The organism is Oxalobacter aliiformigenes (assembly GCF_027116575.1).
Lineage (GTDB): Bacteria > Pseudomonadota > Gammaproteobacteria > Burkholderiales > Burkholderiaceae_D > Oxalobacter > Oxalobacter aliiformigenes.
Map to the genome: position 1 here is coordinate 1,150,264 of NZ_CP098252.1, position 15,295 is coordinate 1,165,558.

A 15,295-nucleotide genomic window follows, 5' to 3' on the forward strand; every position below is an offset into this window, starting at 1 on the left:
GGGGAGCGGGCGTTCAGGGCGGCATGCTGCCGTTTCGGGATTGTTTCCGGTAATTCGAGGGAGACAGACCGGTTTTTTCCCGGAAGCACTTGCCGAAGTGGCTGGTCTGTCCGAATCCGGTTTTCTGTGAAATGCCGGTGACGGGTTCATCCGTGTGCCGAAGCAGCGCGCAGGCTTTGGACAGGCGGTATTCCAGCAGGTACTGGTGGGGCGTGGTGTCCAGACTTGCCCTGAAGCATCTCAGGCATTCCGATTTGCTGACATGGGCGCTTTTGGCCAGTTCATCGAGTGTGATGGCGGTGGCGTAGTGGTTTTCGATGTATTCGAGGAAACGTTTCATGCGCGAGGCGACCGGGTTGTGCGGTTTTTTCGCCGGGATGCCGATGTTTTTCAGCAGGTCGAGCCATAAAGAGGCGAGCAGGACAAGAACCTGATAGACATGGAATGCATCCCGGTTTTTTTCCAGCCGGGACAATGTTTCCAGTTTTTCGAGTATCTGCCGGCCCCATCCGGTTTTCCGATCCAGCAGGCAGTAGGGAATTTCCGGATTTTCGACGATGCCTGTGACGAAATCTTTTGCCGGGGTGGCGGGATGGAAGGTCAGGAAGTACTCGGGGAAAAGGAAGCTGTTGTAGTGGCACGTGCCTTTTCTTCTGACATGGTGGACGACGTTCTTGTTGATGAAAATACCGTTTCCCCGGGGGATTTCCACGGTTTCTTCCAGTGTTTGCAGGGTGATTTCGCCATCCGGCACGCAGATGAATTGCAGGTCCTCGTGCCAGTGCATGACCTGAAAGCCCGGATTTCTCGGGACGGCATTGTCGTTGACGACATCGAGCACCAGATAGGGAAAACCGGTATCACCGTTCAGGTTGGGGGAATGGATGTATGGGGTTTTCATGATGATTCTGACGATTTTTCGATAAAATCCGGCAATTTTCAGATATTTTTCCGTTATATGCGGTGATATTATCATAACCGGATACAGGAAGTCCGGACGGTGCCCCGGATGTGGCAGAGACGCGAAAGAGGGGATGATGATTTTCTCGTGCGGCGTCCCGGCCCGGTCGTGCCGGGACGATGTGTCGGGGATCGGGGGCGGGAACTCGTGACGGTTTTGTGTCCGGACACAGGTGTCGGGTGGTTTTTCGATGCGGGATTGCGGAAGGCGGGAAAAAGTGACGGGGCTGGCCAAAAGGTATGGATTCCGTTGTGAAGGGTATCCGCGATACGGAAGCCGCGGGGCACGGGATGTGGCCGGAAGAAAGGCGAAAACGTTTTCCGGGGATCATGGAAGCAGCCGGCTTTTTCTGGCAGGGGGGCTTTCCTTTCCGGATGATGGGGACAGGCCCGGGCCCGGCTGGCGAGGACGGAGAATCGCCGGAGCCGGCCGGGGAGCGGATGGTTTTTTTTGTGTCGGGAGAATGAGGATGAGTGCGGAGAATGCGGAAATTGTCCGGCGGTCTTTTTCGGTTCAGGCGGAAAATTTCGGGTCGGATGCCATGAATTTCACGAACAGGGATTATCTGGATGGCATGGTTTCGCGACTGGATCTGGCCGGGACGGTCGCGGCGCTCGAGGTGGCGGCCGGCACCTGTGCCTGCGCCTGTGCCGTTTCGCCTTTTGTGCGGACGATGACCTGTCTGGATGTCACGGATGAAATGCTGGAGGCCGGACGGGAGTATGCCTGCCAAAAAGGACTGGACAATATGGTTTTCGTCCGGGGGGATGTTTGCGATCTGCCGTTTCCGGACGAGAGTTTCGATCTGGTGCTGTCGCGGCTGGCGTTTCATCATTTTGTGGATATCGATACGCCGTTTCGGGAGATGAGGCGGGTTCTGAGGCCGGGGGGCCAGCTGGTTCTGATCGATATGGAGGCGGCCGGGGAAGAATGCCGCGACATCCGGGACGGAATCGAGCGGATGCGCGATGTTTCCCATGTCCGGAATTTGTCACGGCAGGAGATTTTGGCCCTTTTTGAAAAATACGGTTTGCCGGTGACGTATTGCGGAAGCAGGCATGTTCCCGTGTCGCTGGAGAGCTGGCTTGGGCTGACGAAAGTGCCGGAGGAGACGGGAAAAAGAATCGCCGCCCTGATGCAGGAAGATATCTGCGGGGGCGACAGGACGGGGTTCGAACCGTACCGTGACGGGGATGGAAGGATATGTTTCAGCCAGAAATGGCTGATGACGGTCGGGATCAAAAAGGAGCCGGAAAAGGTGCTGCCGGGCGGCGGACGGATCGCCGGCGGACAGGAAAAGCCGGTTTTGGGCAGGGCCGGATCGTGTCGTCCGGGAGAAGGCGCAGTGTTGCGGTGACCGGGAGTGGAGAGAAGCGGCGGGACGGTTGTCCGGCGGGATTGGCGAAACCGGGGACTGGCCGGCCGGTCTTTCAGGAAGTGGTCGTTGTACCGTTTCTTTCCGTTCGTTGAAAAACGGTTTTTGGCTGAAAGTGCGGGACATGCTGCTCCGAAAGCCATGCAGCAGGGAGATGGCCCGGGCAGTGGCCGGGCCATAGCGGCTTTCTGCTATACTTTTTTCCCACAGGATAAGGGAGGCAAATGGAAACCTTGCCGGGTTTCCGGACAGAACCGGAACGGTGATATGGTTGCCGGAACATGGGAAAGCGGGCTGAACGGGCTTTTTCATGTCCGGCGGCGGTATGGTGTCCGGGGATGCGGAACCGGCGGGTGATGTATGAAACAGTGGAGAAAATGATGATTACGGAAAAACAGAAAGAGCAGGCAAGGATTTTCAAGTCGATGCACGATGCCGGCAGAATGTTTGTCCTCCCGAATGCCTGGAATGCCGGAAGCGCCCGCGTTTTCGAAAAGGAAGGATTCCGGGCGGTGGCCACGTCAAGTGCGGGGTTCTCTTATGCTCTCGGTTATCCCGACGGGCAGGCGGTTCCGTTCGGGGATTTGCTGCATGTTGTCGGGCAGATGACGGCCAGGGTCGATATTCCGGTTTCGGTCGATTTCGAGAGGGGATATAGCGACGAGCCGGAACAGGTCAGGGAAAACGCGCGCCAGTTGTGTCTGAAAGGCGCTGTCGGTTTCAATATCGAGGACGGGTTGCCGGACGGGACGTTGAGTCCTCTCGAATTGCAGATCGAAAAGATCCGGACGCTGGCCGGACTGAAACGGGAACTGGATCTGGATTTTGTCATCAATGCCAGAACGTGCGTTTACTGGCTGAATGTCGGCAGTGAGGAAGACAGGCTGAAGACCGCGATTTTGCGCGGCAATGCGTTTCGGGAAGCCGGGGCCGACTGCGTTTTCGTGCCGGGGGCGATAGACCGGGCGACGGTCGGACGTCTGGTGAACGGGATCAACGCACCGGTGAATATTCTTCTGAACAGGGCTTTTCACGATGTTCGCGAGCTGGAACGGATCGGTGTCCGGCGGCTGAGTGTCGGTTCGGGCCCTGCACGATGGCTTTGCGAACGGATGATCGGTCTGGCCAGGGAGTTGCAGGACGGCAAGGTGTCCGGCATTCTGGACTGTACGTTCGACTACAGGCGCGCCAACGATTATTTCGGCGGACAGGGATGACCGGAAAACCGGTTTGTCCGGCCTGAACCGGTCGGGTACGGGCCGGCAACCGGAATGAGAAAAGGGGAAGAATATGATTTACCGGACGGATTATGAATCGCCGCTCGGCAGGGTGACGCTGGCATCCGACGGGGAAAGTATCGTGGGGCTCTGGCTGGAAGGCCAGAAATATTTCGGCGATACGGTGAACGGGGAAATGCACCGGGAAGACCGGCTGGCGATATTCGCGAAGACCAGAGACTGGCTCGACCGGTATTTCCGGGGAGAGAAACCGGCCATTGCGGAGATTTTGCTGGCGCCTGCCGGAAATCGTTTCAGGCAGGAAGTGTGGAAGATCCTGTGCGATATCCCTTACGGAGAAGTCATGACGTATGGCGCGATTGCCCGGATGATCGCGGAACGGCTGGGGCGGGAGAAAATGTCGGCTCAGGCTGTGGGCGGGGCGGTCGGGCACAATCCGGTCTCGATCATCATTCCCTGCCATCGGGTGGTGGGGGCGAACGGAAGTCTGACGGGATATGCGGGCGGTATCCGGACGAAAATCCGGTTGCTCGAGCATGAAAAGGCGGATATGACGGGGCTTTTCGTTCCGGAAAAAAGTACGGCTCCCTGAGTATGGCTTGCCTGCCGTATGCCGTCTCCCGGGAGATGTCCGTCAGAAACGGACAGCCGTGTTTTGGCGGTTGCCTTTCGCGGTCCTGTTTTTTCCCTGTTTCGGGGCGGCCTTGTGCGGTAGGACGTCGTGCCGGATATCGCCGGCTGGCGGGGAGTGTGGGACGGATGCGGGCAGGCAGATGCTTTCTGCCGCTGTCCGGTGTCATGCCGAACCGGACGGGGTCAGGCAACGCGCCGCGGGGTCCGTTGTTGCGGCCGGGAGCTGTTTGCCCCCGTTTTTCCATCATCTCCGGCGTATGCCAGGAAAGTGAAGCATCCCGTTTCCTGCGACAAGATGTGATAAAAACCCTGTCCGGCAGGTTTTGCGTACTATTCTATTGCTTTGCGAAACCGGTTTCCTTGCCGTTTTGCCGGTTTATGTTGTACAGGATGATCATGTTGAGGATGTCGATGTCATCGTCGGAGAGGCCGTACGAATCCTCTTGCGAGTCGCCGGTATTTTCCTGCCGTTGGCGGAGACAGGGGCGCAGTTTTTCAACCAGTTCCGGCGGCAGGTCAAGGTACTTGATTCCTTCTTCGCTGAACCGGCACAGATCGAATGTGCCGCCTTCCCAGCGCAGGACCTGCGCATAATCGATGCCGGAGGCGCCGGAGGCCGTTTTTTGGCTGTCTTCGGGCGGGGGGAGGTCGTCCGGCGAAAGGTCGAAGCGGACCCGGGTGGGGTGATTTCGCACGGTGTAGGTGCCGTCGCCGAGCTGCCCGCACTCGTTTTCGCCCCAGGCCCAGAGTGAGCCGTCCTTTTTCAGGACGAGGGAGTGGTAGGAACCGGCCGCGATTTCGGCGGCGTTGTCCATGACCTTGACCGGGTCTGTCCTTTTTTCGCGGGCGAGATAGGCGATCATCCAGACGGAGCCGTCTTTCTTGAGATAGAGTTCGTGTGCCTCGCCGACGGCGATATCGGCGACGTTGTCGATGCTGTTGAGGAGGGTGGGAACCCAACGTGGGGCATCCATGCAGTAGGGTTTCATGTTGTTGGGTTCGCCCCAGTTCCAGACGGTGCCGTCGTCGGCGACGAGAAAGGATTCGGTCATCCGGGTGGCGACGCGGACGATTTTGCGAGTGCCCAGCGGGGTGAGATCGACGGGGACGGGATACTCGTGGAATGTGTTTTCGCCGGTGCCGAGGGTGCCGCACTGGTTTTCGCCCCATGCCCAGAGGGAGCCGTCCTTTTTCAGGGCGAGGGTGTGTGAGAGGGAAGAGCTGAACTGGGCGACGTTATCGAGTATTTTTGCCGGTTTCAGGGGATTCTTGCGGCGGTTGTCGCCGCGGGTAAGCCGGTCTTCGCCCCAGACCCGGAGGGTGCCGTCCGGATCGAGGATGAACGTATTGTTGTTGGAAAGTGCGTAAATGGCCCGGTTCGCGAGCTTGCGGGGAGTGTAAACCCAGCCGTAGCCGTCTTCCTTGATCACGCCGAGTTCCCCTGAAGAACTTTGTCCCCATCCCCAGAGGGAGCCGTCGCGTTTGCGGGTGAGGAAGACGGATTCCTGGGGGTCGACGAAAACGCTTTCGGCTCCGGTCATGGCGATGCCCGGGAGACGCTTGTCTTTCCCTTTTTCGAGCCGTGCGCAGCCCCATCCCCAGAGCGTGCCCTTGGGATCGACGAAGAAACTGTTCCCCCAGCCCGCGGCGATATGCCGGTTGGGGATGGTTTGCGCCGTCAGGGAAGGGGCGCTCAGGGCAAAAAGGAGGATTGCGGCAATCCGGGCAAGAAAACGGGGCATCGGGTCTCCTGAAAGAAGATTTGACAGACAAGTCTACCGGTTATTCTTGTACCATTTTATCTCTTTTTGCAGGCGGTTTCCCTGCCATTTCGTGGCCCGGTTTTTCCGTAGTTTTTTGGCCTGTTCTTTCATTTGCCGGGTGGCGGTATCCCAGTCGTTTTTCATGACGGCCCTGAAAAAGTCGGGATGCCCTCTGAAGTTTTCTCCTCTGGCCAGTTCGGCTTTTTTTCTGGCCTCTTTTGTTCTTTCTTGCCGGGTGAACGCGCCGTTCTGGTAAAAGCGGGAGAACAGCCAGGTTTGCTGGTCGGACGTCAGTTCATGGAAATACGGGGCGTTTGGATAACGGTCCCGGTTTCTGGTGACGAGGGCGTCCCATGTCTTGCGGACCTTGGTGCCCATGTCGTACATGGCCGCCAGGTTGATGGTGTCGATTTCGTCGGTGGAGAGGGATAGCGGGTGTTCCTTAAGGTAGCTCACGGCCTTTCCCTGCTGGTGTTTGACATAGGGAACCAGTTTCCGGAAGAGTTCCTCCGGCAATCCGAGTTGTTTGAGGCCTTTCTCGTCGCGCTGGCCCAGATCAAGTCCGGCACCGACCGTGATTCCGGAACAGTTGTCTTTCTGGTGTTCCGACCAGGGGACATAGGCCTGTTTTCTCATGTCACCTTCCCACAGGCTGACCTGTGTATGGTTGATGCCGATGGGCCGGCACTGGTTTTCCCGGGTGTGGCGGGTGTTGAGGTTTATTGTCTGTTCCGGAGAGACGGGGGGGATCGGGGCGTTTTTTCCCTGTTCGATCGGCCGGACGGCCATCGGTTCGCACAGCGGGTTGTCGGGATTGTAGTCGGGGTCGCCGGGCATGGGGATTGGCCGCGGTTTGCCGGCCGGGATGAAGCCGGTTTTCGCGGGGGATGTTTCCGGCACGGCGGCCGTTTTCCGGGTGTCTGCCGGAAATGCCGGAGGAAGCGGCCGGGGGGGCGGATCGCGGGCGGGGTCGGGAAGCAGTATTTTGCCGAGGGTTTCGAGTGCTTTTTCGTCGATGACCGGAAAGCGCAGGCCGCTTTCGGAAACGCTGTTGAAGGTGTTCGGCAGGAGACCGGATGGCGTGCCGGAGGCGGGGGTGGATTGTCGTGCCCATCCGGACGGAACGGATGCCGGCGGATTGTCCGGTGTTTGGGCAGACGGGGTATCGGTGGCTTGCCGGAAGGCGTCCTGCCATTCCTTTTCCAGCGAAGCTGTCCGGAAGAGGTAGGTGTCGCCGGGCGGCGGCTGGAAGATCGGGCCGGACAGGCCGAGTTTCATCATGTTGCGTGCGGCGGGGCTGGTGTGGCCGTAGCCGGTACCAAACGGGTTTTCATGGGATGTCGTCATGTTTTTTCTCCTTTTGAATGGTGTGTTTTTTCGTGTTTTTGTTCCTGTACCGGTCGGAGTGTGTGCAGGGGCTGTCTGTGCGGCCGGTGCGCCTTGCCGGCGAGGGGGATCGGGCGGCTTCAGTGTATTGCGCCGTTTTTTTTTCGGTCAGCCTGTGCCGGGAAGAAAAGTGCGGGAAAACCGGATCGGAAACCGGGGCGTTGCTTGCCGGATACGGAATGTTTTCCGGTACCTCTGTATCGGAGATTTCCGGTATGCTTACAGGATATGGCCGGGAGGGGACAAAATCCTTCGGTACCCGGTCTGTCCGGAATATGGATTCACATCATGAATGCAAAACTGAAAGGCACGGTTTGCGGCATTGTCGCCGCGGTCAGTTATGGAACCAACCCGCTGGGGGCGCTGTTTTTGTATGGAAAGGGGATCAATGCCCATTCCGTTCTGTTTTACCGTTTTCTGCTGGCGGCGTGTGTGCTGGGGATGATTCTGCTCTGGCGCCGGGAGGGGTTTTCCGTGACCCGCCGGGAGATGGCGGTGCTGGGGATTTTGGGCGTGCTGTTTGCCACGTCGTCGCTGTCGCTGTTCGTGAGTTTCCATCATATGGATGCCGGGGTGGCCTCCACGCTTCTGTTCGTGTATCCCGTGATGGTGGCGGTGATGATGGCGCTTTTTTTCCACGAGAAGGTGACGCTGGTGACGGTTTTCTCGATTTTTCTGGCGCTTGTCGGGATCGGGTTGCTGTATCAGGGCGATAACGGCGGGACGCTCAGTACGGTCGGGGTGTTGCTGGTGATGCTCTCTTCGCTGACGTATGCGGTGTATATCATTGTGGTGAACAAGTCGTCGCTGGTCATGTCGTCGGTGAAGCTGACGTTTTATGTGCTGTTTTTCTGTGTGCTGACGGTAGGGGCCCATTCGCTTTTGACCGGGGAAGACCGTATCCAGATGCTGACGACGCCGGCCATGTGGGGATTCGCCCTGATGCTGGCGCTGGTGCCGACGGTGATTTCGCTGATCATGATGGTGATTTCGGTGCATCTGATCGGTTCGACGCCGACGGCGATCATGGGGGCGCTGGAACCGCTGACGGCGGTGATTATCGGGGTGACGGTTTTCGGGGAAAGTTTCACGCTCCGGCTGGCGGCGGGTATTCTGCTGATTCTGTCGGCGGTGATCCTGATCATTGCCGGAAGATCGCTGTCGCTCCCGAAGATCCGTTCGGCGCTGATCCACGCGAAAGGGAAACGTTTCAGGCGGTAGATGCCGCGTGCGGCATGACGGGGCAGGCGCAGGATGGTCGGCAGTGCCGAAATGCCACAAGTGCCGGATTCCGCCTCAGATGGTCCATCCCGGAACGGTATTTCGCTCGCGAATATCGTTCGGATTTGCGAGGAACGGAAAAGACGGGTCTTGCCCGGCCTGGCAGATCGTTGTCTTGCGCGGGCTGGTTTCTTCCCGGGCCGGAGCCGTTGTCCGTGAAAGGATGGGGAAGGTATCCTGTATTCCGTCCTGCCAGGGATTGCCGAAATGCATGCGTTACCGGAAACCGGACGGCATGCGGCTCCCGACTGCCTGTTTTTTCATGGCGTCGTCCCTGTATGGGATTGAACGTGTTATCGCTTTTTCCCGAACGGTCGGGATATCCGCGATTTAGTGTGTTGTGTGGGTAAGGGATGATATCCGGAACCGTTTCATGACAGATACCGGTCATCGACTCTTTGGAAAATGCCGTTTTTTTCATTCCGGACAACCCTGACGTATTCATGATGGCCGCCTGCGTCGATGGCCGTTGTTTTCCCCGTTTCGGCTTTCTTTCCGGCAAGACGGTTTCATCCGGTTCGCCCGGGGAGCGGACAGGCGGCGGATTCGGGGATGCCTGTCCGTTTTGTTCTCGCCGGGAGGTTATATGAAACGCTTGCGATTTTTCCGGTGCCGGTTGTTGCCGTTTTTCTGTGGACGGGGTGTCGGCCCGTTACGGTTGTGCTTGCCGGTGCCGGCTGTCTGTTCCTGCCGGAAGGATGTTTCGGATTCCGTTTGCGTTTCGACGTTCCCGCGTCGGGAAAGCGCTCTTTTCGGCGAGCGCTTGCCTGTCGTGACGGGGAGGCGGGTTTCTGGCCTGAATGCCTGTGTTCCGTCCGTGCGGCGATATCCCGTTTGGCGACGTGTCCGGATGCCTGTTTTTCCGGGCTGTTCCTGCCGAGGGGGGATGGGTAAATCGCGAGACGGCCTGTCGGGGTACCGGCAGGCCGGATGTTTTGCCATCGGGCGAAATCCTGTGCGATCAAGCGTGCCCGTCTTGCTTTCCGTCATTTTTCTGTGTTTGGACAAGGCATGTTTGGCGAAGTGGTTTATGCTGGAAGGTCCCGGATTTCAGGTTGTCCGGGAACTTGTTTTTCGGGAAGCGGTTTGAAGGTGTTTTGTGGTAAAAATGATCTTGACATTGAACCGTCGAATGCTCATTGTATCGTGTCATCCACAGTATGTTTTTACCATCGCGCGACAAATGTCTGAAACATTTCTGCCTGTTTCGAAAATGCCGGTTCTTGACGGATTTTTCCGGGTGATCAGGCTGTTTTCCGCGATGTTCCGTGCTTTTGCCTGTGGTCGCACGCGACTGGCGTTTTTATCCGGGGACGGTTTCTTTTCGGGTCGCCCGATTCGGGAGGGTGTCGTCATGCAAGAGGAAATGATGGGGTTTGGTGTGTGCCGGGTTCGTCGGGGAGCGCTGGCGGTGATCGGGTGTCTGTTTCTGGCCGGTATCAGCTGGGCCGGGGATTATTCCGACGGCATGAGGTTCTATCAGGGCATGGATTACGAAAACGCCTTTTCCGCTTTCAGGCGGGCGGCGGAGAAAGGCAATGCGGCGGCCCAGTCGGCTTTGGGGGCCATGTATTATAACGGGGAAGGCACCGGGGAAGACGAGGCGATGGCGGCCCACTGGTATCTGAAGGCAGCCGAGCACGGGCGCATGGATGCCCAGTTCGCCCTGGCCGAGATGTACGAGGCGGGCGAAGGGGTCAGGCAGGATCTCAAAAAGGCAGCTTTCTGGTATAAAAAGGCGGCGGAGCAGGGACATCTGTTGGCCCAGACGAATCTGGGCATTCTTTATATGGAAGGTCGCGGGGTGAAGCGCGACGATGCGAAAGCGGTGGCGCTTCTGACGAATCCGGCCCGGCAGGGGGTGGCGCTGGCGCAGACGAATCTGGCGATGCTTTATGCCAGCGGCCGCGGGGTGAAGGCCAATACGCACAAGGCGCTGGAATGGTACCGCAAGGCGGCCTCGCAGGGCGAGGCCGATGCCCAGTTCTTGCTGGGGAATATGTATGAGGACGGTACCGGTGTCGAAAAGAATCTGCTGAAAGCGGCGGCCTGGTACCGGCAGGCGGCGGAGCAGGGCAATGCCGAGGCGCAGAACAATCTGGGCCGCCTGTATATGGAAGGCGGCGATTTCGAGGGGCATGAGGACGAGGCGTTCGTCTGGTTCCAGCGGGCGGCCGATCAGGGGTATGCGGAAGCGCAGACGAATCTGGGCGTGCTGTACGCTTACGGTCTGGGCGTGGATCAGGATGTGGACAAGGCGGTTTACTGGTATGCCCGGGCGGCGGAGAAGGGGCAGCCGGAGGGGGCCTTTTTTCTGGCGGAGGCGTATTACCGGGGCGAAGGGGTCGAACGCAACGACAAGCTGGCGGTCAAGTGGTATGAGTTCGCGGCGAAAAACGGGGTGCCGGAAAGTCAGGACAGGCTGGGCCTGATGTATACGAACGGACTCGGGGTCAGGCAGGATTACGCGAAGGCGGTTTACTGGTTCAGGAAGGCGGCGCGGCAGGGATATGCCGAGTCGCAGAACAATCTGGGCGTGCTGCATGCGCGCGGGCTGGGGGTCGAGCAGGATTATGCCCGGGCGATCGCCTGGTATCGCAAGGCGATCGCGCAGAATCTTCCGCAGGCCCAGTTCAATCTGGGAACGATGTATTTGCAGGGGCATGGAGTCAAGAAGGATATCCGGATGGCCCGGCAATGGTTCATGAAGGCGGCGGAACAGGGGTTGCCGGAGGCGGAAAAGAGTCTGGAACGTCTGCCGAAGGACGGGGAATCGATCGATACCGATCTGTCCACCTGAATGGTGTGTGGTGGCGAACCGGGAAAGCATGACGGGAGGCCGTCATGCTTTTTTTGTCGGCCGTTTTCCCCGGCCGGAGGAAAACGGAGAGCATCCGGCGGTTTTTCTCCCGGGGTTGCCTGACCGGTAAAAACGGACTTTGGCGCTTGAGAGAGGGTGGCGTGCCGGACGATCCGCACGGCCGGCACGCCGGCAATGTCCCGATACCGTCGCCCGGGTACGGACAGGCGGAATGGCATTATCGGGGGACGGGGAACAAGGCGGCGGGCGTACCCGGCTGCCGGGTTTTCCGGATGGTGCCGATGCCATCCAGTGTCGGGTACGGATTGTATCGGGGATCGGACATCGAAGATGAAATGAAAAGGCTTTGAAAATTGTCCAAGGGGGATTTTCGGGCATTCCGTGACGGGTTTTTCGTCTTCTTTTCGCTTTTTTCCGGTTTTTACCGGAATGTCCGGAAATCGGGTTTTTTATTCTGTTTTCAACCCGTTTTTTCCGGTTCGGCGCGGTAGTCTTCTTCGGAAACGGGTTCCAGCCAGACGGCGGGGCCGGCTTTCGGGTTCGTTTCGATGGCGATGTGCGTGAAGGCGGTGTCCGGGGCGGCACCGTGCCAGTGTTCGACGTCCGGCGCGATTTTGACCACGTCGCCGGGTTTCAGCGCGATGACGGGTTTGCCGCGTTCCTGATAGCGGCCGGCGCCGTCGGTACACAGCAGGATTTGGCCGCCGGGGTGCCGGTGCCAGTTGTTGCGGCAGCCTGCCTCGAAGGTGACGTTGACGGCGGGGCAGTTGAAGGTGTCGTCGGGCTCGACGAGCCATTGCAGCCAGACGGTGCCGGTGAATTTCCGGCTTTTGAGGGCTTTTCCCAGCGGGAAGACCGGGGTCGGGACGGTATCGTTTTCGGTGGGCATGGCACTCTCCTGACAGGGTGGCGGACGGGTGTCCGTCATGCGGTGTTCGGGTTTCTGGCCGCATGCGGCTGGCGTTTTTTCCATCATATCAAAAGGCCCTGTTCCGAAAAAGTGCCGATGATATGTTTGTGTTCCGGAATGGTTTCGGAAACGGCCGGTAATGCACTGAAAGACCGTGGGGCGCGGATGTCAAAACTGTCCGGTGGCGGGTGGTAACATGTTGCCGGTTTGTCGGTTTACCGGGTGAGCGGGGTTTGTCGGAAAAACGGGGGCAGGATGTTTCGGAAGGCGGATGGTCTGCCGGAGGCAGGCGTTTTGTGGACGGGACAAGGGCCAAATGATGAAGCGGGCCGGCCACTGATAGAATCGCCGGCGGAAACGGCATGTGGAACAGGCGGTTTTGACGTTTGTTTGCAAGCGGTTGCGGCCGGGTTTCGGGAAACCGTCAGGGGGAAAAAGCGGATGAAAAAGATCGGGAAACCGGATTGGCCGACAATCGGGATTTACAGCGGGAACGGAAACAGATAGCGGAAAAATATGCCAGGCAAGGGAAAAACGATATGAATACACCGGTATTGAAAACAGAGCGGCTGATTCTGAGGAAATTTACGGAAAAGGATATGGAAGCGCTTTTTCTTGTTCTCAGGGATGAAAAAGCCAACAGGTTTTTGCCGTGGTTCCCTGTGAAAAACATGGAGGAAACCCGGAAATTTTACGAGGAAAGATACGCGGCCAAATACAGGCAGCCACAGGCGTATGCTTATGCCGTTTGTCTGAAAAGCGATAATGTCCCGATTGGCTATATGAAAGTCGATATGGAGGAACATCACGATTTCGGTTATGGATTGCGCAAGGAGTTCTGGCATCGGGGCATTGCAAGAGAAGCCGGAAGGGCTGTCATCGGGCAGGTGGAAAAGGACGGATTGCCTTATGTTACCGCGACGCACGATGTCCGCAATCCCCGAAGCGGTCGTGTCATGGAAGCGCTCGGAATGAGTTACCGGTATTCTTATGAAGAAATGTGGCAGCCTAAAAATTTTCCGGTTACGTTCAGGCTGTATCAGCTCAATTTCGATGGGAACGAGGGGTTTGTCTATAAAAAGTACTGGAATATGTCCAGCAATCATTTTGTAGAGGAATTGCCGTTTTGCCGGATGGCACGAATCCCGTGAACTGTTCCGCTTGTCTTTGCGGACGGGGTATCCGGGCGGGAAAGCCGTTTCGGCGGCTTTTCGTCCTTTTCCATGCCGGAAAACGTATTTTATCGTTTGGTTTGGGATTTTTCAGACAGTTTGAGGATTTTGGGCAAGCAGAATTTTTGATTCCGAGGTCGGAAATTTGTTTTTTAAGTCGGTGTACTGCACGAAACCTTTTTATATCGTCATGATATGTTTATCCGGGTACAGGCCAAGTCAAAAAAGTGGATGTGTCCGGCTTGCGGTTATGTCATCGACCGGGCGGGCGGAACCGGGACCGGTGTTGTCGGGGGGCTGGCTCCTTTCCGGGAACCGGCCGGGCAGGGGGTAAAAAAACACCCGTACAGCAGTTCCGCTGACGGGCGTTTTTTCATTGATAAAGGAGAGTGTGTGTCCATTATTGGCTTAAATGGCCTGCGGGGGGCGGGATTTCACATTTCGTTACATACGTAACATTTGTACATGCCCGTCAGGTGCCCGAACAGGCTGGCCGTTTCACGCGGCCGGCGAAACCGGAAAGAACAGGGGGCACCCGGGTTATGGCCGGGTTTTTCCGATCTGGCTGGCGCGGCGCTGTTTCTTGCGGGCGGCCTTGCTCTCTTTCGGCGGTTCCTTTTTCGCTTCGTTTTCTTTTTTCCGTTTGCTAAACAGAATGCGTCCGAGGAAATACAGCGGGAAGAACTGGAACAGGATCATCGGTATGGAGTCGCCATATCGCGGCCGGATATAGATGACATGTATGGCGGCGATACAGAGTGCGGCCACGACCATGATGATGATTTTGGTTTTTTTGCTTAGCTGGTTGTCTTCATTGTCCAATGACGGCTCCTTCCGTGCGATGGGCGGCCGGGCGGAAAAAAGCGGCCGGCGTGGCGGTTTTTCCATGTCTGCCCTGTTTTTTTATGTATTTTTTCCGGCAGGTAATATCTTAAAAGGGTTGGTGCGGAAAAGCCAGTGTCCGGGGACGTTGCCGGGCTGGAAAAGGCTGGAGGACGGAGCTGGCCGGAACTGCCCGGAAAAGAGGGGGCGGGGAGAATGTGGAAAGAGCGGGAAAAGCCGCCGGAAGATGGGGTATGACGGGGGGCGTGTCCGTGGAAAGGGGGCGGTGCCGTGCATCCGGTTGCCGGGGCCGTTTGACCGGAGTGGCCTGTCGTTCGTGTCTGTCCGGGTATGGCCGTTTTTTCCGGTGGTCATCGTTTCACGGAGTATCTGTTTTTTGCCGGGGGTGCCCGTTTCGGCCGGCGGCCTTTTCCGGCAGTGTTTTCCTGTCCAAAATGTCCCGGAAGGGGGCCGGGTGTTTTCCGGAGGGCGAATGGGGTGATGCCGGTCCGGCATGAGGGCCTGAGGGAGCATGTGTGAGGGAATGAATGTTCGCCGCCGGAGATTGCCGGCTATTGCGATGCCATACGTTTGCAGGTCGGGAGGGTATTCGCATTCCGTTCGCTCCGGTTGGGTGTTTCCGGCATGTTGCCGGTGGATACCGGGGTATTCCGATACGGCTGATACCTGTCGTTTTTCTTTTTCCTGTTACGTTGCCTGAGAGGATGTTTGTGTCTGGCCCGGGAAGGATTTTCCGGCCGGAATGCGGAATGAAACGGCAAGTTGCGTCCATTCCGTTTCGGAGGATGTCGCCGGTTTTTGTCGTTTTCCGGGAAACAGGTCCGCAGGGTTCGCGGATTTTCTCTCCTGTTTTCCACGTGGGGGTTCCCGTCCATTTCTGGCCGGGCCGTTTGCAAACGGCCGGTTGACGGC

At 57.8% G+C, this 15,295-nt stretch carries 16 protein-coding genes; 10 read left to right on the plus strand and 6 right to left on the minus strand.

Translation table 11 applies throughout. The features are described from left to right. Positions 1 to 13 precede the first annotated feature (13 nt). Positions 14 to 901, minus strand: a complete 888-nt coding sequence (locus NB647_RS05270) for an AraC family transcriptional regulator (RefSeq protein ID WP_269282200.1) — start codon at positions 899 to 901, stop codon at positions 14 to 16. A gap of 108 nt (positions 902 to 1,009) precedes the next feature. Here NB647_RS05270 and NB647_RS05275 point away from each other — a divergent pair, with 108 nt between their 5' ends. From NB647_RS05275 to NB647_RS05295, 5 genes are all read left to right on the plus strand, one after another. Further along, a complete protein-coding gene (locus NB647_RS05275) occupies positions 1,010 to 1,216 on the plus strand; it encodes a hypothetical protein (protein ID WP_269282201.1) in 207 nt (68 codons plus the stop codon). A 214-nt stretch (positions 1,217 to 1,430) separates the two neighbouring features. Further along, the gene (locus NB647_RS05280) at positions 1,431 to 2,318 is read left to right on the plus strand and encodes a class I SAM-dependent methyltransferase (RefSeq protein WP_269282203.1); all 888 of its coding nucleotides are present in this window, start codon (positions 1,431 to 1,433) and stop codon (positions 2,316 to 2,318) included. Positions 2,319 to 2,324: 6 nt separating this feature from the next. Continuing rightward, positions 2,325 to 2,693, plus strand: coding sequence for a hypothetical protein (locus NB647_RS05285; RefSeq protein WP_269282205.1), 369 nt, complete (start codon positions 2,325 to 2,327; stop codon positions 2,691 to 2,693). A gap of 23 nt (positions 2,694 to 2,716) precedes the next feature. Further along, the gene (locus NB647_RS05290; RefSeq protein ID WP_269282207.1) at positions 2,717 to 3,553 is read left to right on the plus strand and encodes an isocitrate lyase/PEP mutase family protein; all 837 of its coding nucleotides are present in this window, start codon (positions 2,717 to 2,719) and stop codon (positions 3,551 to 3,553) included. 73 nt (positions 3,554 to 3,626) lie between these two features. Beyond that, positions 3,627 to 4,166 carry a methylated-DNA--[protein]-cysteine S-methyltransferase gene (locus tag NB647_RS05295; protein ID WP_269265588.1) on the plus strand — a complete coding sequence of 180 codons (540 nt, stop codon included), beginning with the start codon at positions 3,627 to 3,629 and terminating at the stop codon, positions 4,164 to 4,166. Positions 4,167 to 4,542: 376 nt separating this feature from the next. Here the strand turns inward: NB647_RS05295 and NB647_RS05300 are convergent, their stop codons facing one another. Further along, positions 4,543 to 5,949, minus strand: a complete 1,407-nt coding sequence (locus tag NB647_RS05300) for a hypothetical protein (protein WP_269282209.1) — start codon at positions 5,947 to 5,949, stop codon at positions 4,543 to 4,545. Positions 5,950 to 5,982: 33 nt separating this feature from the next. After that, positions 5,983 to 7,317 carry a pesticin C-terminus-like muramidase gene (locus tag NB647_RS05305; protein WP_269282210.1) on the minus strand — a complete coding sequence of 445 codons (1,335 nt, stop codon included), beginning with the start codon at positions 7,315 to 7,317 and terminating at the stop codon, positions 5,983 to 5,985. 327 nt (positions 7,318 to 7,644) lie between these two features. On the opposite strand from NB647_RS05305, the gene NB647_RS05310 reads away from it, so the two are divergent. After that, positions 7,645 to 8,577, plus strand: a complete 933-nt coding sequence (locus NB647_RS05310) for a DMT family transporter (RefSeq protein WP_269282212.1) — start codon at positions 7,645 to 7,647, stop codon at positions 8,575 to 8,577. A gap of 642 nt (positions 8,578 to 9,219) precedes the next feature. Here the strand turns inward: NB647_RS05310 and NB647_RS05315 are convergent. Continuing rightward, the gene (locus tag NB647_RS05315) at positions 9,220 to 9,579 is read right to left on the minus strand and encodes a hypothetical protein (protein WP_269282214.1); all 360 of its coding nucleotides are present in this window, start codon (positions 9,577 to 9,579) and stop codon (positions 9,220 to 9,222) included. 241 nt (positions 9,580 to 9,820) lie between these two features. On the opposite strand from NB647_RS05315, the gene NB647_RS05320 reads away from it, so the two are divergent. Then, positions 9,821 to 11,437, plus strand: coding sequence for a tetratricopeptide repeat protein (locus NB647_RS05320; RefSeq protein WP_269282215.1), 1,617 nt, complete (start codon positions 9,821 to 9,823; stop codon positions 11,435 to 11,437). A 139-nt stretch (positions 11,438 to 11,576) separates the two neighbouring features. Further along, positions 11,577 to 11,792: a hypothetical protein gene (locus tag NB647_RS05325; RefSeq protein ID WP_269282217.1), complete on the plus strand. Its 216-nt coding sequence runs from the start codon at positions 11,577 to 11,579 to the stop codon at positions 11,790 to 11,792. A 126-nt stretch (positions 11,793 to 11,918) separates the two neighbouring features. Here the strand turns inward: NB647_RS05325 and NB647_RS05330 are convergent, their stop codons facing one another. Further along, positions 11,919 to 12,347, minus strand: a complete 429-nt coding sequence (locus tag NB647_RS05330) for a cupin domain-containing protein (protein WP_269282219.1) — start codon at positions 12,345 to 12,347, stop codon at positions 11,919 to 11,921. Between the two features lie 560 nt (positions 12,348 to 12,907). On the opposite strand from NB647_RS05330, the gene NB647_RS05335 reads away from it, so the two are divergent. Further along, the gene (locus tag NB647_RS05335) at positions 12,908 to 13,519 is read left to right on the plus strand and encodes a GNAT family N-acetyltransferase (protein WP_269282221.1); all 612 of its coding nucleotides are present in this window, start codon (positions 12,908 to 12,910) and stop codon (positions 13,517 to 13,519) included. A 561-nt stretch (positions 13,520 to 14,080) separates the two neighbouring features. Here NB647_RS05335 and NB647_RS05340 read toward each other — a convergent pair. Beyond that, entirely contained in the window at positions 14,081 to 14,362 is a 282-nt protein-coding gene (locus tag NB647_RS05340; RefSeq protein ID WP_269282222.1) for a hypothetical protein, read from the minus strand. Between the two features lie 135 nt (positions 14,363 to 14,497). Here NB647_RS05340 and NB647_RS05345 point away from each other — a divergent pair, with 135 nt between their 5' ends. Then, positions 14,498 to 14,620 carry a hypothetical protein gene (locus tag NB647_RS05345; RefSeq protein ID WP_269282224.1) on the plus strand — a complete coding sequence of 41 codons (123 nt, stop codon included), beginning with the start codon at positions 14,498 to 14,500 and terminating at the stop codon, positions 14,618 to 14,620. Positions 14,621 to 15,295 lie beyond the last annotated feature (675 nt).